The organism is Amycolatopsis pittospori (assembly GCF_013870525.1).
Classification (GTDB): domain Bacteria; phylum Actinomycetota; class Actinomycetes; order Mycobacteriales; family Pseudonocardiaceae; genus Amycolatopsis; species Amycolatopsis pittospori.
Map to the genome: position 1 here is coordinate 75308 of NZ_JACBXD010000013.1, position 20426 is coordinate 95733.

At 67.6% G+C, this 20426-nt stretch carries 17 protein-coding genes and 1 pseudogene; 14 read left to right on the forward strand and 4 right to left on the reverse strand.

From position 1 onward, the window contains the following. The first annotated feature begins 1 nt into the window (after nucleotide 1). Both boxB and H5J31_RS10065 read left to right on the forward strand, forming a co-directional pair. Complete coding sequence (gene boxB / locus H5J31_RS10060; RefSeq protein ID WP_181772220.1) at nucleotides 2–1423, forward strand: benzoyl-CoA 2,3-epoxidase subunit BoxB; 1422 nt, start codon at nucleotides 2–4, stop codon at nucleotides 1421–1423. 19 nt (nucleotides 1424–1442) lie between these two features. After that, complete coding sequence (locus tag H5J31_RS10065) at nucleotides 1443–3053, forward strand: benzoate-CoA ligase family protein (protein ID WP_181772221.1); 1611 nt, start codon at nucleotides 1443–1445, stop codon at nucleotides 3051–3053. Nucleotides 3054–3117: 64 nt separating this feature from the next. On the opposite strand, the gene H5J31_RS10070 is transcribed toward H5J31_RS10065, so the two are convergent. Both H5J31_RS10070 and H5J31_RS10075 read right to left on the reverse strand, forming a co-directional pair. Continuing rightward, nucleotides 3118–3498: a VOC family protein gene (locus tag H5J31_RS10070; RefSeq protein WP_181772222.1), complete on the reverse strand. Its 381-nt coding sequence runs from the start codon at nucleotides 3496–3498 to the stop codon at nucleotides 3118–3120. 46 nt (nucleotides 3499–3544) lie between these two features. Beyond that, nucleotides 3545–3994 (reverse strand): MarR family winged helix-turn-helix transcriptional regulator, encoded by a 450-nt coding sequence (locus H5J31_RS10075; RefSeq protein WP_181772223.1) that lies wholly within the window; start codon nucleotides 3992–3994, stop codon nucleotides 3545–3547. A 99-nt stretch (nucleotides 3995–4093) separates the two neighbouring features. On the opposite strand from H5J31_RS10075, the gene H5J31_RS10080 reads away from it, so the two are divergent. From H5J31_RS10080 to H5J31_RS10095, 4 genes are read left to right on the forward strand one after another with little or no spacing between them, the layout of a single operon-like run. Beyond that, nucleotides 4094–5059 carry a ring-cleaving dioxygenase gene (locus H5J31_RS10080; RefSeq protein ID WP_181772224.1) on the forward strand — a complete coding sequence of 322 codons (966 nt, stop codon included), beginning with the start codon at nucleotides 4094–4096 and terminating at the stop codon, nucleotides 5057–5059. Next, on the forward strand, nucleotides 5056–5667 hold the full coding sequence (locus tag H5J31_RS10085) for an alpha/beta hydrolase (RefSeq protein ID WP_181772225.1): 612 nt from the start codon (nucleotides 5056–5058) through the stop codon (nucleotides 5665–5667). The genes H5J31_RS10080 and H5J31_RS10085 overlap by 4 nt, the downstream gene beginning before the upstream one ends. Nucleotides 5668–5686: 19 nt before the next feature. Next, nucleotides 5687–6835 (forward strand): dipeptidase, encoded by a 1149-nt coding sequence (locus tag H5J31_RS10090; protein WP_181772226.1) that lies wholly within the window; start codon nucleotides 5687–5689, stop codon nucleotides 6833–6835. A 38-nt stretch (nucleotides 6836–6873) separates the two neighbouring features. Further along, the gene (locus H5J31_RS10095) at nucleotides 6874–7239 is read left to right on the forward strand and encodes a LapA family protein (protein WP_181772227.1); all 366 of its coding nucleotides are present in this window, start codon (nucleotides 6874–6876) and stop codon (nucleotides 7237–7239) included. A 26-nt stretch (nucleotides 7240–7265) separates the two neighbouring features. On the opposite strand, the gene H5J31_RS10100 is transcribed toward H5J31_RS10095, so the two are convergent. Then, on the reverse strand, nucleotides 7266–8117 hold the full coding sequence (locus tag H5J31_RS10100) for a maleylpyruvate isomerase family mycothiol-dependent enzyme (protein ID WP_181772275.1): 852 nt from the start codon (nucleotides 8115–8117) through the stop codon (nucleotides 7266–7268). A gap of 80 nt (nucleotides 8118–8197) precedes the next feature. On the opposite strand from H5J31_RS10100, the gene H5J31_RS10105 reads away from it, so the two are divergent. Both H5J31_RS10105 and H5J31_RS10110 read left to right on the forward strand, forming a co-directional pair. Continuing rightward, entirely contained in the window at nucleotides 8198–8980 is a 783-nt protein-coding gene (locus tag H5J31_RS10105; RefSeq protein WP_181772228.1) for an Abi-alpha family protein, read from the forward strand. A 7-nt stretch (nucleotides 8981–8987) separates the two neighbouring features. Further along, nucleotides 8988–10232, forward strand: coding sequence for a DUF445 domain-containing protein (locus tag H5J31_RS10110; RefSeq protein ID WP_181772229.1), 1245 nt, complete (start codon nucleotides 8988–8990; stop codon nucleotides 10230–10232). Between the two features lie 26 nt (nucleotides 10233–10258). On the opposite strand, the gene H5J31_RS10115 is transcribed toward H5J31_RS10110, so the two are convergent. After that, on the reverse strand, nucleotides 10259–10597 hold the full coding sequence (locus H5J31_RS10115) for a hypothetical protein (protein WP_181772230.1): 339 nt from the start codon (nucleotides 10595–10597) through the stop codon (nucleotides 10259–10261). Between the two features lie 162 nt (nucleotides 10598–10759). On the opposite strand from H5J31_RS10115, the pseudogene H5J31_RS10120 reads away from it, so the two are divergent. From H5J31_RS10120 to H5J31_RS10145, 6 genes and pseudogenes are all read left to right on the forward strand, one after another. Continuing rightward, nucleotides 10760–13728: pseudogene (locus H5J31_RS10120) on the forward strand (patatin-like protein). A 215-nt stretch (nucleotides 13729–13943) separates the two neighbouring features. Beyond that, complete coding sequence (gene ectA / locus H5J31_RS10125; RefSeq protein WP_181772231.1) at nucleotides 13944–14435, forward strand: diaminobutyrate acetyltransferase; 492 nt, start codon at nucleotides 13944–13946, stop codon at nucleotides 14433–14435. 38 nt (nucleotides 14436–14473) lie between these two features. Continuing rightward, nucleotides 14474–15724: a diaminobutyrate--2-oxoglutarate transaminase gene (gene ectB, locus H5J31_RS10130; RefSeq protein ID WP_181772232.1), complete on the forward strand. Its 1251-nt coding sequence runs from the start codon at nucleotides 14474–14476 to the stop codon at nucleotides 15722–15724. Between the two features lie 35 nt (nucleotides 15725–15759). Beyond that, a complete protein-coding gene (locus tag H5J31_RS10135) occupies nucleotides 15760–16149 on the forward strand; it encodes an ectoine synthase (protein WP_181772233.1) in 390 nt (129 codons plus the stop codon). Between the two features lie 24 nt (nucleotides 16150–16173). After that, nucleotides 16174–17073, forward strand: coding sequence for an ectoine hydroxylase (gene thpD / locus H5J31_RS10140; RefSeq protein ID WP_181772234.1), 900 nt, complete (start codon nucleotides 16174–16176; stop codon nucleotides 17071–17073). 497 nt (nucleotides 17074–17570) lie between these two features. Further along, entirely contained in the window at nucleotides 17571–20366 is a 2796-nt protein-coding gene (locus tag H5J31_RS10145) for an AfsR/SARP family transcriptional regulator (protein WP_181772235.1), read from the forward strand. Nucleotides 20367–20426: the final 60 nt, after the last annotated feature.

Consider the following 20426-nt stretch of genomic DNA (forward strand, 5'->3'; position numbering starts at 1 on the left):
CATGCCCACCAAGATCGATTACGACGCCAAGATCCCCAACAACGTCGACCTCTCCGGCGACCGGCGGCTCCAGCGGGCGCTGGAGGGCTGGCAGCCGAAATTCCTGAACTGGTGGGGCGAAATGGGCCCCACGCTGCAGACCAACGGTGTCTACCTGCGCACCGCGATCAGCGTCGGCCGGGACGGCTGGGCGCATTTCGACCACGTCGACGTCCCCGAGTACCGCTGGGGGATCTTCCTCGCGGAGCCCGATCCCGATCGCGTGATCTCCTTCGGCGAGCACAAGGGCGAGCCGGCTTGGCAGCAGGTTCCCGGTGAATACCGCGCCGACCTGCAGCGGCTCATCGTCATCCAGGGCGACACCGAACCCGCGTCGGTCGAGCAGCAGAAACTGCTGGGGCTGACCGCGCCGAGCCTCTACGACCTGCGGAACCTCTTCCAGGTCAACGTCGAAGAGGGCCGTCATCTGTGGGCGATGGTGTATCTGCTGCACGCCTACTTCGGCCGGGAAGGCCGCGAAGAAGCGGAAGGATTACTGCTCCGGAATTCCGGAAGTCCGGACGCCCCGCGGATCCTCGGCGCGTTCAACGAGGAGACGGCGGATTGGCTCGCCTTCTACATGTTCACCTATTTCACCGATCGCGATGGCAAGTATCAGCTCGGCACGCTCAAGGAAAGCGGCTTCGACCCGCTTTCCCGCACTTGTGAATTCATGCTCAAGGAAGAAGCGCACCACATGTTCGTCGGGACCACGGGCGTGGACCGGGTGGTCACCCGCAGTGCCGAACTGATCCGCGAGCACGACAGCTTCGACATCGCCGGGCACGGCGGGATCCCGCTGGAGATCATCCAGCGCTACCTCAACTTCCACTACACCGTCTCGCTCGACCTCTTCGGCAGTGAGACCTCCACCAACGCCGCGAACTACTACACCGCGGGACTGAAAGGCCGCTGGCAGGAGGGCCGCCGCAAGGACGACCACAAGCTCACCGACGCCGCCCGGTCGCTGTCCCGGCCGCGGGCCGACGGCACTTGGGAGACCGAGGAACTGCAGGCCATCCTGCTGTTGAACCTCGATCTGCGGGAGGAGTACCGGGCCGACTGCCAGACCGGGGTCAACCGCTGGAACAAGATCCTGGACGAGGCCGGTATCGATTTCCGATTCGTGCTCCCGCACCCTGGATTCAATCGCGAAGTCGGCATAAACTCCGGCCACCATGTGACGCCCGACGGCACGGTTGTCGACGAGCGGACCTGGCTGGCCGGCAAACGCAAGTGGCTGCCCACTCCCGAAGACCTGACCTTCGTCCGATCGCTGATGCACCCGGTGTACGAGCGAGGAAAGATCGCGAGCTGGGTGGCGCCGCCTCGCCAGGGCATCAATGGAAAGCCGTTCGACTACGAATACGTTTACCTGAGCTGATCCGATAGAAGGTGCGCCCGTGACCGCTGGAGCTACCGGGTTCAACGCGGCGAGCTACCTGCTCGACCGGCATCTGGCGGAAGGGCGCGGAGCGAAGGAAGCGGTCGTTTCCCCGAGGCGGAGCCTCACCTACGCCGAGCTGGCGGCCGAGACCCGCCGGGTCGCGGCCGGGCTGCGGGCGATCGGTGTCCGCCCGGAGGAGCGGGTCCTGTTCTGCATGGTCGACGACGTCGAACTGCTCACCGGGATCCTCGGCGCGATGCTGGCCGGAGCGGTCGCGGTGCCGGTGTCCACGATGGTCACCGGGATGGACCTCGGCAAGGTGCTGGCCGATTCGCGGGCCAGGGTGCTGTGCGTTTCCGGCGAGTTCGCCGCGCAGGCGACGATCGCGCTGGGGCTGGCACCCGAGGTCACCGATGTCGTGCTCGACCGGGCGAAGGCGGCCGAACTGCCAGCCGGGGTCCGCGCGCACGACTGGACCGATCTGTCCACAGTGGATGTTCATGGCTTCGAAGCGGCGCCGACGTGGGAGGATTCGCCCGCGCTCTGGCTCTACACCTCGGGGACGACGGGGAAGCCGAAGGGCGCGATGCACCGGCACGCGGGCATTCGGGCGGTCTGCGAGACCTACGCGCGAGACGTGCTGGACACCGGTCCGAACGACCGGTTCCTCTCCGTCCCGAAGCTGTTCTTCGCTTACGGCTTGGGGAATTCGGCGTTCTTCCCGCTCGCGGCCGGCGGGACGGCCCTGCTCGAACCGGCACGTCCTACCCCGGGGCTGATCGCCGCCCGGGTCAAGGCCGAACGGCCCACGCTCTTCTTCGCCGTCCCGACGTTCTACGCGGCGTTGCTCGCCGCGGACATCCCGGACGACACGTTCTCCTCGGTACGCCAAGCGGTTTCGGCCGGGGAACCGCTGCCCGCCGTGCTGTACGACCGGTTCCGCGAGCGGTTCGGCGTCGAGATCCTCGACGGCATCGGTTCGACGGAGGCACTGCACATCTTCCTGTCCAACCGGCCGCGTCAGGTCCACCCGGGCAGCACCGGGGTGCCGGTGCCCGGATACGAGGTCGCCCTGCGTGACGAGCACGGCGCGCCGGTACCGGACGGGCAACCCGGCGAGCTCTACGTGTCCGGGCCGTCGATCGCGACCGGCTACTGGGCGCGGTACGAGACGACGAAGCAGGTCTTCCAGGGCGAATGGCTGCGGACGGGCGACAGCTTCGTGCGCAACGCCGACGGGACCTATACCTGCCTCGGGCGGTTCAACGACATGCTGAAACCCGGCGGGATCTGGGTGTCCCCGGCCGAGGTCGAGGAGCGGCTGCTGCGGCATCCGGCCGTCGCCGAGGTCGCCGTCGTGGCCACCTTCGACGCCGACGGTATCGAGAAACCGGTCGCCTGCGTGGTCGGGGTGCCCGGCCACCGGCTGGACGCGGACGAGCTGATCGAGTTCTGCCGGGCCGGGCTGGCGTCGTTCAAACGCCCGCGCGGCATCGTCGAGCTGGGCGAACTCCCGAAGACGGCGACCGGGAAGATCCGGCGAAACGTCATCCGGGAACTGGTGCAGGACATGTACCAGGTCCGGGAGTACCGGCCGGATCCCACGCCTGCTCCCACCCGCAATTAGTCCTCTGAACGCGGTAGATGCACGCGCAACGACCGCATGCAGAGGACTAATTGCGGGGGTGGGGTCAGGCGAGGACCTCGTGCAGGCAGAGGACGTTCCCCTCGCTGTCGCTGAACCAGGCCGCGCGTTCCTTCCCGAGGTCGGCGATATGCCCGACGGTCTTGATGCCGTCGGCCTCGAAGTCCTGGAAGCGCACGCCGCGGCCCTCCAGGGCCTGGACCTCCGCGGGCAGGTCGTCGACCTCGAAACTCAGCGCGGTGCTCTCGCTTTGCGATCCGGAGGGCATCGGGCGCAGGCCGATGGCGCCCGCGCCCGCCTCGAAGTAGACGGTCCCGTCTTCGCCGGTGGAGGTCCGGCGCAGGCCCAGGGAGTCCGCGTAGAAGCGGCCGGCGCGTTCGGCGTCGGTCACCGGGAGCATCGTCGTGATCGTCGATTCGGTGAGCATCGTCAAAGCTTGCGCTTTCGGATAAGCACAGGCCAGAGCCGGTTTTTCAACCCTCGTTGACCGTGCGCAGGGTCCGCATGGCCTCCGCGAGCGCGTGCGCGTCGTCACCGAGCGGAGCCAAAACGATCCTCCGCAGGATCTCCGCGCAGGCCTCCCGCGCCTGGTTCGCGACGTCGAGGCCGTGCTCGGTGAGGGCGGCGAAGGTGACGCGCCGATCGTCCGGGCTGGGCACGCGGCAGATCAGGTCGGCGGCGACCAGTCTGTCCGCGACCTTGGTGAAACCGCCGCTGGACAACGCCGCCTCGACGGCCAGTCGCGTCATCGGCATCCGGTGCTCCGGCGAGCGCACGAGCCGCAGAAGGATGTCGAACGACGCCGGCGCCAGGCCGAACCGGTCGGCGATCTCGCCCATCAGCTTGTTCTGCGTCGCCAGGTAGCCCTCGATCACCAGGCCCCACCAGGTGACCACTTCATCGTCGTTCGGTTCCGCTGTCACGCGGGCGAGGGTACACCCCAAACTCTTTCTGGAATATATCTTGCGCGCGAGAGGTTGTCGGGTTAGCTTGCTTTCACCGGCTCCCAGAGGAGGGGCACCATGTCGATCAAGACTTCGGGCCTGCACCACGTCACCGCCATCGGTGGCGATCCCCAGCGCAACGCGGACTTCTACACCCGGGCCCTCGGCCTCCGGCTGGTGAAGACCACCGTGAACTTCGACGACCCCGGCACGTACCACCTCTACTACGGCGACCAGTCCGGCAAGCCCGGCTCCCTGATGACGTTCTTCCCGTGGAAGGACGCGCCCAAGGGGCGCCACGGCACCGGTCAGGCGACGACCACGTCGTTCTCCGTGCCTGAGACCTCCCTCGGTTGGTGGAAGCGGCATCTCGCTGACAGCGGTGTCGAGACCGGTCAGATCCGCAACTCCGACGGCGAGGAGACGCTCACCTTCGCCGACCCGGACGGCCTGAAGCTCGCGCTCGTCGCGCATCCACAGGGCGACCCGCGCGACCCGTGGGACACGAAACTCGTCCCCGCCGAGAACGCCATCCGCGGACTGCACTCCGTCACGCTTTCGGTGTCCAAAGAGGACGCGACCGCCGGGATGCTGACCGACGGGCTCGGCCTGACCTTCGAGCATCAGGACGGCAACCGCCTGCGGTTCTCCGCCGGTGAAGGCGGCCCCGGTGCCCTGGTCGACGTCCTGGTGACACCGGACGCGCCGCGCGGCCTCGTGGCGGCGGGCACCGTGCACCACGTCGCCTGGCGCGCGCCCGACGAGGAGACGCAGGCCGCCTGGCGTGACGAACTCATCGACGACGGTGTGAACGTGACGTCCATTTTGGACCGTCAGTACTTCCGCTCGATCTACTTCCGCGAGCCGGGTGGCACGCTGCTCGAAGTCGCGACCGACGAACCCGGGTTCGCGATCGACGAGCCGCTGCTGGAACTCGGCCGCGCGCTGAAACTGCCGCCGTGGCTGGAGCCGAAGCGTGAGGACATCGAGGCGATGCTGCCGAAGCTGGACCTCCCGAGCGAGAACAATCCGGAATCGCGATGAACTCGCTGGATCACAAGTACGTGGAGGGATCACCGGACGCGCCGGTGCTGCTGCTCCTGCACGGAACCGGCGGTGGGCCGGACGATCTCGTCCCGCTCGCACGGGAACTGAGCCCGTCCTCGGCGTTGCTCGCGCCCGCCGGTCCGGTGTCCGAACACGGTGCGGCGCGGTGGTTCCGGCGGCTGGCCGAAGGTGTCTTCGACCACGAGGACGTCGTCTTCCGTGCGAACCAGCTTGCCGATTTCGTAGTGGCAGCACGAAAAGACTACGGAATCGAAGACAGGCGGCTCGTCGCGATCGGGTTCTCCAACGGCGCCAACATCGCCGCCGCGGTGACGCTGCTCCGTCCGGACGCCGTCCGCGAGGTCGCGCTGTTCGCGGCGATGTCGCCCGTTCCTTCGCCACCGCAACACGATTTGTCCGGTACGCGAGTGTTCCTGTCCAACGGGGAGCACGATCCGATGGCTCCGCTCGCGTCGGCCGAAGCCTTGGTCCGGGCCCTGCGCGAACGCTCCGCCGAGGTCGTCGCACACCGCCATCCGGGCGGACATACCGTGACAGGCAACGGTTTGGTCGCGGCCGCCGACTGGCTGGGGAGAGCAAAGTAGACGAACGTACGATCGTCGGATGACCAACGGGGAACTAGTCCGCGCCCAGGCGCTGCTCGAATCCGTGCTCCTCGCGGACGGCCACAACGACCTGCCCTGGGAGTTGCGCGTCACGACCGGACCCGATCCGGTCGAGGCCGTGGCGGGCACGGATCTCACCGTCGATCAGCCACATCTGCACACCGATTTCCCGAAGCTCGCCGCGGGCAGGCTCGGGATGCAGTTCTGGTCCGTCTACGTGCCTTGCCAGTTCGAGGGGCACAGTGCGGTCACGGCGGTCCTCGAACAGATCGAGATCGTGCACCAGATGGTCGAGCGGTACCCCGACAGGCTGACCCTGGTGGACACCGCCGACGAGGCGGAAGCCGCGTTCCGCGACGGCAAGATCGCTTCCCTGCTGGGTGCCGAAGGCGGCCACAGCATCGCCGAATCCCTTGGGGTGCTCAGGATCCTGCGCCGCCTCGGCGTCCGCTACATGACGCTGACGCATAACTACAACACCACCTGGGCCGACTCCGGCACCGACGAACCGGCACACGGCGGGCTCTCCGATTTCGGCCGCGACGTCGTCCGCGAGATGAACAAGATCGGCATGCTGGTCGACCTGTCGCATGTCGCGCCGAGCACGATGCGCGCCGCGCTGGAGGTCAGTTCCGCGCCGGTGATCTTCAGTCACTCGTCGTGCGTCGCGGTCAACGACCACCCCCGCAACATCCCCGACGACGTCCTGGAAACCCTGGCCGCCAAGGACGGCGTCGCGATGGTGACGTTCGTGCCGGGCTTCATCTCGCCGAAGGTCGCGGAGTGGGACGACCGGCTGCGCCAGGACATGGACGCCGCCGGCCAGGACTACCGCAACCTCGATCTGCGCACGAAGTTCACCGCGGAGCGGGGCGGCCCGGAGAAGCCGAAGGCGACCATCGACGACGTCGTCGCGCATATCGAGCACGCGCGTGACGTGGCCGGTGTCGACCACATCGGACTCGGCGGAGACTACGACGGTGTCGCGACGCTGCCCGAAGGCCTCGAGGACGTTTCGAAGTACCCGGTCCTCTTCGCCGCGCTCCTGGAACGCGGCTGGAGCGAAGAGGATTGCGCGAAGCTCGCCGGGAAGAACACCTTGCGCGTGCTTCGCGCGGCGGACGAGGTCACCCGTTCGGACGCTTGAGAGCGCGATCAACCCCACTTCGGCGGACACTGTCCTGCATGACGCAGCCGCAGGAGGGTGCCGCCGAGGTTCCGGTCGAGCCCGTCAAGCCGCCCGAAGCCGCTGGCGGCGCGCGCCACAGCGGCAAGTTCGACGCCGTCCCGAAGCTCAAACGCACCCGCGTGAGCGGGACCTGGATCGCCGTCATCGTGGCGCTGGTCGTGCTGGTGTTCCTGCTCGTGTTCATCCTGCAGAACCAGGACACCGCCACGGTGCACTTCCTGGGGATGTCCGGCAGCATGCCGCTGGCCGTCGCGATGCTGTTCTCCGTGATCGCCGGCGGCGCGCTGGTCGCGCTCGTCGGCGGCGCCCGGATCCTGCAGTTGCGCAAACAGGCCAAGAAGTCGCGCCACCTGCAGCGCTGAGCGGCGATACGCGCGCAACGAGCGTGTCAGCCGCTACCTGATGTGATGATCGACGTCATCCCGAGAAGGGTGGCGCAAACGTTTTCGTCCCCTTTCGCGGTCACCCTTTCCTTGTCCGCGGGGTTCCGGGTGCACAGCCGCCAGAAGGTGTCCGCGTCCGTCGTCACCGAAGCCAGCGGCGAGCGCGACGTCGGTGCGACGCCGTCGATCTCCCAGCCGTCGGCGGCGCGCTGAGCGGTCCATTTCCCGCCGCCCCGGCCGGTCACGGTGTAGACGACCTGCCTCCCGACGCGCGCTTCGACGTCGCGAAGGGTGTGCGGCAGCGCCCGCATGAAGGTGTCGACCACCGGCCCGCGGAACTCCGGCCCGTCGAGCGGCTTCGCGCCGACGGCCTCGCGGATCTGCTGCTGGTGCACCCAGAACTCGGTGTACTCGCGGGCGACGTCGAGCCAGACGGGCGCCGGCTCGTCCCCGGCCCAGCTCACCGGTTCACCGAGGGCGTCGAGGTCGGCGCGGCCCCACATCTCGGCGATCTGCGCGGTGCTGTCCACCAGCATCGCGAACAGCACCTCGGGGGACAGCCGCCGGCACGCGACCACCCATTCGTCGTTGATCCGGTCGATGAACTTCGCGAACCGTTCGCCCTCGCGCGGCGCCGTCATCCGATAGTCGTCACGGTCCCGGGACAGCCTGCCGAGTTTGTCTCCCAGGATGTGGGCGGCGAGATCGTGCACCGTCCAGCCCGCGCAGACCGTCGGCGCGGCCCACTGCTCCGCGTCGAGCCCGGTCAGGACGTCCAGCAGGGCCTGCTCCTCGCGCGCGAACAGCGGGAGGACGTCGATCGGCGGACCCCAGCGCGTGAAGCTCATACCGACCATCCAAACACCCTCGTCGATCACAATTTCGGCCATTCGGCCTACTCGCAGGTAGCATCAGCGCGAACGTGAGGGGAGTGCCCGTGAGCAACGATCGACCCGCCGGTGACGACCTGGCCGCTTTCGCCAAACGCGCGGGGCAGCTGGCGGGCTGGGCCGCCCGTACGGGCTTCGAATTCACCCGCAAACTCCCCGGCGTCGACATCGCCGAGCAGGTGATCAAGCAGGGTGAGCGACAGTTGCTGACCGAGCTGCGCCGACGTCTCGACGAGGTCGACGACCCGTACCACGCCGCGCTGACGGCCGCGTCCGCGATGAACCGGCCCGACTCCAACGGCTCGCGCCCGATCGAGGCGACGATCACCCTCGTGCACACGCGCGCCCATCTCGAACCGCTTCGCGCCGCGATGGCGGAGCTGCTGAACCACTCCATCGGCTTCGGCCGCGAGCGGGCCCGCGAGTACCTCTACGCGATCATCCTGCGGCAGCTGACGCCGGACGAGGCCCGCATCCTTTCCGCGCTTTCGGACGGCTCGCCGTTCCCCGCCGTCGACGTCGCGGAGCGGACCAACCTCGGCGGCGCCGGACGGTTCGTGCTGCGCAACGCCTCCACCGTCGGCAAGGCGGCCGGGGTGTCGCTGCCGGACCAGGTGCCCGGCTACCTCACCCGGCTGATCGGGCTCGGCCTGGTCGAGCTGGACGAAGAGGTGCCGTCGCTGGAGACCCAGTACGAGATCCTGCTGACCGACGAGACCGTCCGTGAGGCGGAGAAGTCGGTCAAGCGGGCGAAATTCGTCAAGCGCACGGTCCATATCTCCCGGCTCGGCGCCCAGTTCTGGCAGGCCTGCGACCCGAGCATCGGCTGAACCCGCCATGGGCGCGTTCCTCGACGGGATCCTCGCGGATTTCGCCCGCCATTGGCCGATCTACGTCTCCATCCCGGTCGTCGCCGCGCTGATCGGGTACACCACCAAACTCGTCGCGATCCGGATGATGTTCCAGCCGGTCGAGTTCATCGGCATCAAACCGTTCCTCGGCTGGCAGGGCATCGTGCCCAAACGCGCCGCGCGGATGGCGAGCATCGCCTGCGACACGATGACCGAGCAGCTGATCAAACCGGCGGAGGTCGTCGCCCGGCTCGATCCGCAGAGAATCGCGCGGGAGATCGAAAAGCCGCTCCAGGCCGCCGTCGAGGAGATCGTTCGCGACGTCGCCGCGCACTACCAGCCGGGGCTGTGGGAATCGCTGCCGGTGGGGATGCAGCGGCTGGTGATCCAGCGCGTCCAGGCCGAGACACCGAAGATGGTCGCGGCCGTCCTCGAACTGATCAAGTCCGATGTGGACAGTGTGTTCGACCTCAAGGGCATGGTGGTCACCGCCCTGGTCAAGGACAAACGGCTGCTGAACCGGATCTTCCAGGAAGCGGGCGACAAGGAGTTCAAGTTCATCGCCCGCTCCGGCATCTTCTTCGGCGGGATCATCGGCGTCATCCAGATGATCGCGTGGATCCTGTTCAAGTTCCCGCTGATCATGCCGCTGTTCGGGCTCTTCACCGGCTGGTTCACCGACTGGCTGGCGCTGCGGATGATCTTCTACCCGATCGAAGAACGCCGGTACTTCGGTGTGCGCTGGCAGGGTCTGTTCCTGAAGCGGCGCGGCGAGGTCGCGGAGGCGTACGGCGCGCTGATCGCGAAGGAGATCATCACCCCGCACAACGTGATCGAGGCGGTGCTGCACGGGCCGCTGTCCGATCGGGTCCTCGGCCTGATCCAACGTCAGCTCGACGAACAACTCGGACGGCGCATCGGGGCGGGGAAACCGCTGGTCGTGTTCGCCGTCGGCAGCAGGCGATACCAGGACATGAAGCTGAACATCGCCGAGAAGATCATGGACAAGCTGCCGGAGACCATGCGGTACATCGAGGACTACGCGAACGACGCGATGGACATCCGGAACGTGCTCGTGAGCAAGATGAAGGAACTATCGCCGCGTGAGTTCGAAGGTCTGCTGCGGCCGGCGTTCCAGCAGGACGAATGGATCCTGATCGCGACCGGCGCCGTCCTCGGCTTCGCCGTCGGTGAGGCCCAAGTACTCCTGCTGGAACACTTCGCCGCCTGAGGCTCCTTGGAATCGACCGGAGGACGTCAGAAGCCGCCGAGGCTGAGAGCACCCCGCGGTACGAAGTACCGGCCCTCGTTGAGCCCGACGAGGTGGTTGGGCCCGGTGCAGTCCGGACCTTCCCAGGCCCGCTGGTAGTACATCGACCAGTTCTGGATCTCGTAGTAGAAGATCGTGTTCTGACAGCTCCCGGACGAGACAGGCGTCCTCAACCAGAGCTTGCCGTTGATGTCCCAAAGACAGACCAAGCCGTCCTCCGGGTTGCATCCGGCTTCGGGGCTCGCCGACGCGGCCGGAGTGAACAGGGTGATGACCGCGACCGCGCCTGCGGCCGCCACTGCGGAAAGCCGTCGGAATTTCGTCATGAGCAGATCTTCAGTTCGGTGTGCTCGGCCGTCCAGCCCTTTCAGGTGGCGCTGAATCCGTGCGGTCATCCCGAGAGGACGCACCAACGGCGGTACAACCACTGAGCCGTCCGGTCTAAAGTGCACGTGCTCGATCGTGCACAAGCCTTGGGGAGGGCGCACATGGCCGACGCGGGGAGTCCGTGGCCGCAGGAGATCCGGCTGGCGATGACCATGGTGGGCGGGGCGAGTCTCGCGGTCTGGATGGGCGGGGTCGCCACCGAGACGTCGCATCTGCTTCAGGCTTCGAGAACACCGGATGCCGAGGGGCCGTACCGGGCTTTGCTCGATCTGCTCAACGTCACGGTTTCGCTCGACGTGCTCACCGGCACGAGCGCGGGCGGCATCAACGCGGCGTGTCTCGGCCTGGCCGAGGCGTTCCGGTCGAGTCCGCAGGTGCTGCGCGACACGTGGATCAGCACGGGATCGCTCGACAATCTCATCCGCGACCCCGGGGAGAAGGGGCCGAGATCGCTGTTGAACGGCGACAAGGTACTGCTGGGGGATCTCAAGGACGCGCTGCACCGGATCACCGACAAGGCCACGGTGAACCCGACTGTCCCGACATCACCGTGCTGCTCACCGGCACGATGATCGACGGCGAGACGACGCGGTTCGACGACGCGCTGGGAAACCTCGTGCGGGACACCGAACATCGCCTGCTGTTCCGGTTCGATGGTCCTTTGTGGACTAACGATGTGGTGGGGCCGCTCGCGCTGGCGGCGCGTTCCACCGCGTCGTTCCCCGGTGCGTTCGAGCTGTCCCGGATGCAGATCGGCGGCAAGACCGACGAGCTGCATCCGGATATGACGCCCTACACCGACGTCACCCGATCGCATTGGCTGACCGACGGTGGCGTGCTCCTGAACAAGCCGTTGCGCCCGGCGCTGCGGGAGATCTTCGAGCGGCCGTCGCATTCGGACGTCCGGCGGCTGCTGCTGTACGTGGTGCCGACGGCGGAACGTGAGGCCGAGCCGATCGAGGTCGACGCGGACCGGCCGCCGCTGCTGGGCACCGCGATGAGCAAGGTCGTCGGCACCGTGCTGAGCCAGACCATCAGCGCCGAACTGGAGGACCTGACCCGGCACAACGACGCCGTCGTCCGCACCAGGGGGACCCGTGTTTCCCTTGCGGCGATGGGTGTTCGCGGCGGTCCGGACGCGCTGGTCGACCAGCGGCTGATGAACGACTACCGCGATCGCCGGGTACAGGAGGACGCCACCGCGCTGGTCCGCGAGGCGACCCGCAGGCTCTCACTGTCCGATGTGGAGGATCCGGGCAGGCAGTGGGCGTCCGGTACGGCGGCACAGTTACGCGCGGCCGCGGCGCAGGGGCTGCGTGACGGCCTGCCCGGCGCACCGCCGAAGGATTCGTGCCGGCTCGAAGACCTGATCGCCTTCCGTACCACCGCTTTGGACGATTCGGTGGCCACCGGTCTGCAGTTGGTCAACGCCGGTTTCCGCCTCGATCCCACGCCGGAGCAGGCGGTGCAGCTCAATCGCTGCCGTGTCCTGCTGCACGAGGCGCGGCACAAGGCGGCGCGCGGCGTACGGCTCCCGAACTGGGTCACCGAACAGGATCCGCCGCCCGGCGACGTCACACTGGCAAGCTGGATCGAAGGACTCGCCAAGGAATGGGCGAAGATCGGCCGTTCGGACACGTTGAAGGAGGCGTGGCCGCTCGTGGTCGCCGCGCTCCGGCAGGCGACGCCGATCCTCTTGCCGCTGGCGCAGGCGAAACCCGACACCGAAGCCGGGGACACGGTCAGCACGCTGCTCGCGTGGACCGGCCTCACCTCCGACGAGAAGAGCGCCGGGGATCCGATCGTCACTTCGCGGCTGGTCCGGTTGCACATCGCGACCCGCGGCCTGCTCGCGCAGCCGCCGTCGGTCGATCAGCGGGTCGACCTCGTCCAGGTGAGCGCGGATTCGCGAACGCTGCTGGACATGAAACGGCGCCGGTCGTGGGACAAGCTCACCGGGATGCAGGCCGACTACTTCGGCGCGTTCTACAAGGCGTCGTGGCGCGCGAACGACTGGATGTGGGGCCGGATCGACGGCGCGGGCTGGCTGGTCCAGTGTCTGCTCGACCCGAAACGCCTGCGGCTGCTGCGCGACGTCGTCGGCCGGGAGGCCTTCCGCACGCAGGTGCGGGACACGTTCAAGAAGATCGGATGGCGGCAGCCAGGCACCGAAGACGGGCTGTCGCAGCAGGAAGCGGACGCCCTGCGCGAACAACTGACCGGGGAGCTGGCCTTCCTCGGCCTCGACGGAGAACTGGCCGATGTGGACTCCGAACCCACGCTCCCGATCAGCATGCCGGTGACCGCGATGGTGCTCGCCAGGGTGCGGCAGTCGGAAATCGCGCGGGAGGAACTGCCCTGCGTCGGGACGCACGCCGGGCACGACGCGAAAACGGCCAAGGGCAACGGAAAACCGTCGGAACGGTTCCGGGAAATGATCGCGAAGGAGCCCGAGGACGACGACCAGACACAGCGCGCGTTCCAGGCTTGTCAGATCTCCGGCGAGCGGTTCGAACACGAACGCGGCTCGATGCTGCTGACGAAGACGCTCGTCAAGGCGGGCGCCGCCGGGATCAACGCGGCCGTGGGCGCGACGCGGGTGCCGAAATCGGTCCAGCCCGCCGCGACCTTCGCGCAGGCCGCCGGGCGCAGCGCCTGGTGGATCACCCGCGGCGCGGCCACCCTGCCGTCCCCGTGGAACGTGCTTGCCGCGCTGATCACCGTGCTGGCCGGCTTCGTCCTCGGTGGACAGGGCGGCCCGGTGCTGCAGTGGGTCGGCGTCCCGGTCGCCGCCGGTGCCATCGTGTTCCTGGTGGTCAGCCTGATGACGTTGCGCAAGACGTGGCGGATGGTGCTCACGGTGCTCGGCGTGCTGCTGGGGGCCGGATTGCTGTTCGCCGCGTTCCTGCCACCGGTGCGGGACCCGCTCTTCGGCTGGCTCGGTGGCGTCGTCGCGGGCTGGCGGCGCGGCGAGGCGCCGGTATGGTGGCTCGTCGTCTGCTTGCTGCTCCTGCTGCCCGCCGTCTGGACCCCGCTCGGTTCCGTATTCCGGCGGCGCCGCCGCCGCTGAACCGCCGAATTGTGGCCTGACCCTGCGACCGAGTGGTGACGGTTGGTATCGTCACATGCAGTGAGACCGCGACGAAGCGGCCTTACCCACAAGTGCTGCGCTTCAAACGTTACCGTTACCTTTGTCACGTGTGTTTCAGGGTTGTTGCAGGTAGCCGCGTTGCCGCCGCCGCGCTGATCTGACCGCGCCCGAATCCTCCGGTACGTTTCTTGAACATGTCCGGAAAGCACTTGATCGAATACCCGACCAAGGCAGACGGTGCCGAGCTCTGGCGAATCGCCCGCGATTCGAAGAAGCTTGATCTCAACTCGGCCTACGCCTATATGCTGTGGTGCCGCGATTTCGCGGACACCTCCGTTGTCGCCAAAGTCGATGGCACCCCGGTCGGTTTCGTGATCGGGTATCGGAAGCAGGACACCGGCTTCGTCTGGCAGGTCGCGGTCGACGCGTCCCAGCGAGGAAAAGGGCTGGCCGGGGCACTGCTCGACGAGCTGTTCAGCCGTCTGACCGCCCAGGGTGTGCGGTACCTCGAAACCACGATCACGCCGGACAACGAGGCTTCGATCCGGTTGTTCGCCTCGTTCGCCAAGCGCTGGAACGCCGACTTGGAACGCCTGGATCTGTTCTCCGCGACGGATTTTCCGGCCGAGGACGGAACGCATGAGCAAGAGGACCTGTATCGAATCGGTCCGCTCAGCAGTCAGTAGAACGTAAAGCCGGGGATCTCAGGGAGAAAGAAAACATCATGAACATTTTCGAGGAACTCGAATCCGAAGTACGCAGTTACAGTCGCGGCTGGCCCGTGGTGTTCGACCGGGCCCAGGGAAGCTACCTGTACGACGAAGACGGCAAGGCTTATCTGGACTTCTTCGCTGGGGCGGGCGCCCTCAACTACGGGCACAACAACCCGGCGTTGAAGCGGGCCCTGATCGACTACATCGCCCGTGACGGCGTCACGCACGCGCTCGACATGTTCACCGTGGCGAAGCGGGACTTCCTGGAGACCTTCAAGGAGAAGATCCTCGCGCCGCGCGATCTCGACTACAAGGTCGTCTTCCCCGGCCCCGGTGGTGCGAACGCGGTCGAGGCCGCGCTGAAGCTCGCGCGCAAGGTGACCGGCAAGGAGTCGGTCATCAACTTCACCAACGCCTTCCACGGGATGACCCTGGGAGCCCTCTCGGTGACCGGTAACTCGATGAAGCGCGGCGGCGCGGGTGTCCCGCTGGTGCACGCCACCCCGATGCCGTACGACAACTACTTCGACGGCTCCATCCCCGACTTCCTCTACTTCGAGAAGCTGCTCGAAGACTCCGGCAGTGGCCTCAACGAACCCGCTGCCGTGATCGTCGAGGGCGTGCAGGGCGAGGGCGGTATCAACGCCGCGCGTATCGGCTGGCTCAAGGCGCTCGACGAACTGTGCAAGAAGCACGGCATCCTGCTGATCCTCGACGACGTCCAGATGGGCTGCGGCCGTACCGGCCCGTTCTTCAGCTTCGAGGACGCGGGCATCAAGCCCGACATCGTCTGCCTGTCGAAGTCCATCGGCGGCTACGGCATCCCGATGGCGCTCACACTGATCCGCCCGGACCTCGACGTCTGGGAGCCGGGTGAGCACAACGGCACCTTCCGCGGCATCAGCCCGGCGTTCGTCACCGCGACCGAGGCGCTGCGCGTCTACTGGAGCGACGACGAACTCGAGAAGTCGACCAAGGCCAAGGGCGAGCGCATCGAAGCCGCGTTCAAGGGCATCGTCGAGGCGTACCCGGAGGCCAACCTGTTCTCGAAGGGCCGGGGCCTGGCCCGCGGCCTCGAGTTCGCGAACGGCGACCTCGCGGGCAAGGTCTGCGCGGCCGCGTTTGAACGGGGCCTTCTGATGGAAACCTCCGGACCGGACGGCGAAGTCATGAAGCTGCTGCCGCCGCTGACCCTGACCGACGACGAACTCACGAAGGGCCTGTCGATCATCGACGAGTCCATCGCCACCGTCCTGAACTGACCGTCCACACCGGAAAGAGAAAAAGGAGTTCTCCGTTGCTTGTCAGAACACTCGACGAGGTCACCGACACCGACGCCGACATCAAGACCCCGAACTGGCGAAGCAAGCGCATCGTGCTGGCCAAGGAGGGCGTCGGTTTCTCGGTGCACGAGACCACGCTCTACGCCGGGACTGTCAACGACTTCTGGTACGCGAACCACATCGAGGCGGTCTTCATCACGTCCGGTGAAGGAGAGCTCGAGAACACCGCGACCGGCGAGGTCTTCCAGCTGAAGCCGGGAACGTTGTACCTGCTCAACGAGCACGACAAGCACCAGGTCCGGCCCAAGACCGAGATCAAGTGCGTCTGCGTGTTCAACCCGCCCATCACCGGACGCGAGGTCCACGACGAAAACGGCGTGTACCCGCTGGTGACCGAATCCTGAGAATCGCTCGAGGAGGCGACTGCATTGACGCTGACCGACACCCGAGTCGACGACAGTTACCCGACCCGCATCACGGGTAAGCCCGAACACCTGCCCAGGACGCACCCCACCGTCTGGGGCACGGAGGCCGACGGTCCCATCGACGCGGCCACCCTCGCCAACCACGAAGCCCGTGGTTACACCGTCGTCGACCAGTTGCTGTCGCCCGGCGAGGTTCAGACCTACTGGCAGGAACTCGTCCGCATGTCGTCGGGGGGCCACCGCGACGACGAGCGGGTCATCACCGAGGCCAAGACCGGTGAGGTCCGTTCCATCTTCGACGTCCACGAGACCAGCGAGCTGATCGCGGAACTCGTCCGGGACCCCCGCGTGCTCGATCGCGCCCGGCAGATCCTCGGCTCCGACGTCTACATCCACCAGAGCCGGGTGAACTACATGCCCGGCTTCAAGGGCACCGGGTTCTACTGGCACTCGGACTTCGAGACCTGGCACGCCGAGGACGGCATGCCGGCGCCTCGCGCGGTCAGCTGCTCGATCGCGCTCACCGACAACTACCCGTTCAACGGCGGGCTGATGGTGATGCCGGGCTCGCAGCGGACCTTCGTCCAATGCGCTGGGGAAACCCCGGAAGCGAACTACAAGAGCTCGCTGAAAGAGCAGCGGGTCGGTGTGCCGAGTGAGGATGACATCACCAAACTCGCGGCCGAATACGGAATCGACCAATTCACCGGCCAGGCCGGTTCCGCGCTCTGGTTCGATTCGAATGTGATGCACGGTTCGTCGAACAACATCACGCCGTACCCGCGGTCGAACATCTTCGTCGTGTTCAACAGTGTCGAGAACGCGTTGCAGAAGCCCTTCGCCGCGATCGAGCCCCGCCCGACGTTCATCGCCGGCCGGGACCCGAGTCCTCTGTCGCGCTGACGCGAACGCGACGGCAGGGCGCCACGTCCCGCGGAAACGTTCATTCCGCGTCCAGGCGCCCTGCCGCGCGTTCGCGGGGCCTTCGGCCGAAAAGCGGCGCGGCGGGTGAAGTCTCCCGTCGCGCTGACGCGCTACCGGCAGGCGAATCCGCTGGTAGTGAAGGAGCGTGACGGGGCGCCTGTAGTCGACAATGTGCGCCCTGTTACGTTGTCGCCACGTGAACGGGCCAGTGGGCTCGCTTACGTAGGTGTTGTCGACGACCGAACGGGTTCTTCGCTCGGGGTGAGCCCCCCGCCCGGACGTGGACGCCGATGTCCGGTGTGGGTCGCGCCCCCAGGCGGCCCAAATCGGACATCCCCCGGCTCCGTGCCATCAGATCGGGACTGATGGCGCGGAGCCTTTTTATTTGCCCGAATGACCGTTTTCTGGTTGGCGGCGTCCTCGCGCGGTAAGTTGGCCACTCCGGTAAGGGGAGAGATCGGGGGGAGGGGGCGATCATGGCCGAAAGCGATTCCCCTGCTCTTTTCCAGCTCCTCGGCCCGGTGCGGCTGCTCGACGGCGATCGGCCCGTTCCCGTCGGCGGCCCCGGTGTCCGCGGTCTTCTCGCGCTGCTCGCCCTGAAGGTCAACAAGGTCGTCGCGCTCGACGAGATCATCGACGCGCTGTGGGGCCACGACCCGCCGGCCACCGCCCGCACGATCGTCCACGGCAACGTCTCCCACCTGCGGCGCGTGCTCCGCGACATCCAAGGTGACGACCCGCGCGGGGCCCAGATCCTCACCGCGCCGCCCGGCTACCAGCTCACCGTCGACCCCGCCCGGATCGACGTCCACCGCGCCCGGTCCCTGCTGGAGCAGGCTTCCGCGGAGGAACCGGGGAGAGCGTCCGGGCTGCTCGCCGACGCCCTCTCGCTTTGGCAGGGTCCCGCGCTCGCCGGCGTGCCGGGCTCGGTCCGCGCGCCCGAACTGGAGGATCTGCGGCTCGCCGTCCACGGCGCCCGGGTCGACGCGGACCTCGAACTCGGCAGGCACGCGGAGCTGATCGTCGAACTCAGCCCGATGGTCCGGGCGAACCCGCTTTCCGAACGCACCGCCGGTCAGCTGATGCGCGCGCTGTACCACTCCGGGCGCCGCGGCGACGCGCTGGAGTTGTACCGCACGGTGTCCCGGGCGACCCTGCGCACACTCGGCGTCGAACCCGGCGCGGATCTGCGGTGGCTGCACGAACGCGTGCTCAACGACGACCTGCCGGCCAAGATCGTCACCGAACCGAGGGCCGAACCGGCCGCGGCGCCGGTGCAGCAGTTGCCGCCCGCCGTGCCGAATCTCGCCGGCCGCGAAGCCGATCTCGCCTGGCTCGACGACCTTTCCGCACACGCCGAAGCGGGCGAAACCGCGGTCGGTGTCGTCACCGGGACCGCCGGGATCGGCAAGAGCAGCCTGGTCGTGTGGTGGGCGCATCGCGCGGGCCGCCGGTTCCCCGACGGCATCCTTTTCGCCTCGCTGCGCGGTTTCGACCCGCAGCACCCGCCGCTGGAGCCCGCCGAACTGCTCACCCAGTTCCTGCTCGGCCTCGGCGTGCCCGCCGACGGCATCCCCGAACAGGTCCACGAACGGATCGCGCTCTACCGCTCGATGATCGCCGGGCGGCGGATGCTGGTGATCCTCGACAACGCGCGTTCGGCCGAGCAGGTGCGGCCGCTGCTGCCGCCGGGTTCGCGGTCGATGACCTTGGTGACCAGCCGCTCCCGGCTCGACGGCCTCGCCGTGTCCAACGCCGCGAAACTGCGTGTGCTCGGCACACTCGCGCCCGGCGACGCCGTCCGGCTGATCGAGGAACTGGCCGGGCCCGCCGGTTTCGATCTCAACCACGCGCTCGCCCGGCTCTGCGGCTACCTTCCGCTCGCGCTGCGGATCGCGGGCGCCCGGCTCGCCGCCAGCGCCCAGTGGTCCGCTCAGGACCTGGTCGACGAACTCGGCAACGAACGCACCCGGCTCGCCGCGCTCGACGTCGAAGGGCCGGACGACGGCGTGCGCGCGGCCTTCGACGTCTCGTTCCGCGGGCTGCCGCCCGACGTCGCGAACACCTTCCTGCGGCTCGGCGTCGTCCAATGCGTTTCGGCCGGTTCCTATCTGACGGCCGCGATCGGCGGGATCACCGTGGCCGAGGCGCGACGGCATCTACGGGTGCTCGCCGCGCACAACCTGCTCGCCGAGACCGGCCGCGACGCCTTCGTCCCGCACGACCTCGTCCGGCTGTTCCTGCGTGAGCTGGCCGAGAAGGAACTCGACGAGTCCGACCGGGAGGACGTCCTTTCGCGATCGGTGCGCTTCTACCAGGCCGTCGCCGACCGGGCGCGGCGGAAGATGCTGCGGATCGTCGATCCGCTCGACTTCACCGGCCTGCTCACCGACGCGCAGGCGCCGTCGATCAACTCCTTTTCCGAGGCGCAGGACTGGTTCGCCGCGGAATGGGAGAACCTCGTGGAGGTCCTCGAAGCCGCCCGCGCGGCCGGCCGCGACGACGACGTCTGGCGGCTGGCCAGGGTCGCGCACACCTATCGCGCGGTGTACCCGCTCCTGGACGAATGGACGCGGCTGGTCGAGCTCGGCCTCGAAGCCGCCGAGCGGTCCGGGAACGTCCTCGGCCGCTGCTGGATGCTGATCTCTCGGTGCGCCATCGCGCTGACCTTCGAACTCCCGCAGGGCTGCCTCGCCGACGCCGAACGCGCGCTGGAACTGGCGAGCGCGATCGGCGACGACCGGTTGATGGTCTCGGCGAACATCCACCTCGGCAGTGCCCTGACCATCCTGGCGCGCTACGACGAGGCCATCGAAACGCTGCGGCGGGCGATCGACGAGACCGACCGGACCGGCGACCTGGAACTGCGCGGGCAGGCGCTCAACAACTGCGCGGAGGCCGAGAAGCGCGCCGGACGGTTCATCGAGGCGGTCGGGCATCAGGTCACGTCGCTGGAGATCGACCGGACCCTCGGCGACGACAGCTACGTCGTCGTCTCGCTGAACAACCTGGCCGAACTGAGCATGAAGATCGGTGAGCTGGCCGCCGCCGAGCGCTACATCTGGGAGGCCATCGATCTGACCATCAGCAGGCGGTTCACGCACCAGGAGGGCGTGCTGCGGCTGACGCTGGGCCGGGTGCTGCGGACCGGGTCGGATGTGGACGGTGCCCGCGAGCAGTTCGCGCTGGCGCTGAAGATCCTGGAGGACGCCAATCCCAAGCTCGCCGGCCTGGTCCGTGCGGAAATCACGGACCTCGGCGAGAGCCCGTGAGTGATCCTTAGCGGATTCTTAGTGGCGTTGCCCTTCGCGCGCGTAGGGTCCGTTTCAGCG

Bases quoted from the DNA above. Each gene is read 5' to 3' on its own strand.
- H5J31_RS10145 (WP_181772235.1), top strand. From the start codon at position 17,571: ATGGCCGAAAGCGATTCCCCTGCTCTTTTCCAGCTCCTCGGCCCGGTG.
- H5J31_RS10090 (WP_181772226.1), top strand. From the start codon at position 5,687: ATGACCAACGGGGAACTAGTCCGCGCCCAGGCGCTGCTCGAATCCGTG.
- H5J31_RS10070 (WP_181772222.1), bottom strand. From the start codon at position 3,498: ATGCTCACCGAATCGACGATCACGACGATGCTCCCGGTGACCGACGCC.
- H5J31_RS10095 (WP_181772227.1), top strand. From the start codon at position 6,874: ATGACGCAGCCGCAGGAGGGTGCCGCCGAGGTTCCGGTCGAGCCCGTC.
- H5J31_RS10080 (WP_181772224.1), top strand. From the start codon at position 4,094: ATGTCGATCAAGACTTCGGGCCTGCACCACGTCACCGCCATCGGTGGC.
- H5J31_RS10100 (WP_181772275.1), bottom strand. From the start codon at position 8,117: ATGGTCGGTATGAGCTTCACGCGCTGGGGTCCGCCGATCGACGTCCTC.
- H5J31_RS10110 (WP_181772229.1), top strand. From the start codon at position 8,988: ATGGGCGCGTTCCTCGACGGGATCCTCGCGGATTTCGCCCGCCATTGG.
- H5J31_RS10085 (WP_181772225.1), top strand. From the start codon at position 5,056: ATGAACTCGCTGGATCACAAGTACGTGGAGGGATCACCGGACGCGCCG.
- ectB (WP_181772232.1), top strand. From the start codon at position 14,474: ATGAACATTTTCGAGGAACTCGAATCCGAAGTACGCAGTTACAGTCGC.
- boxB (WP_181772220.1), top strand. From the start codon at position 2: ATGCCCACCAAGATCGATTACGACGCCAAGATCCCCAACAACGTCGAC.
- ectA (WP_181772231.1), top strand. From the start codon at position 13,944: ATGTCCGGAAAGCACTTGATCGAATACCCGACCAAGGCAGACGGTGCC.
- H5J31_RS10115 (WP_181772230.1), bottom strand. From the start codon at position 10,597: ATGACGAAATTCCGACGGCTTTCCGCAGTGGCGGCCGCAGGCGCGGTC.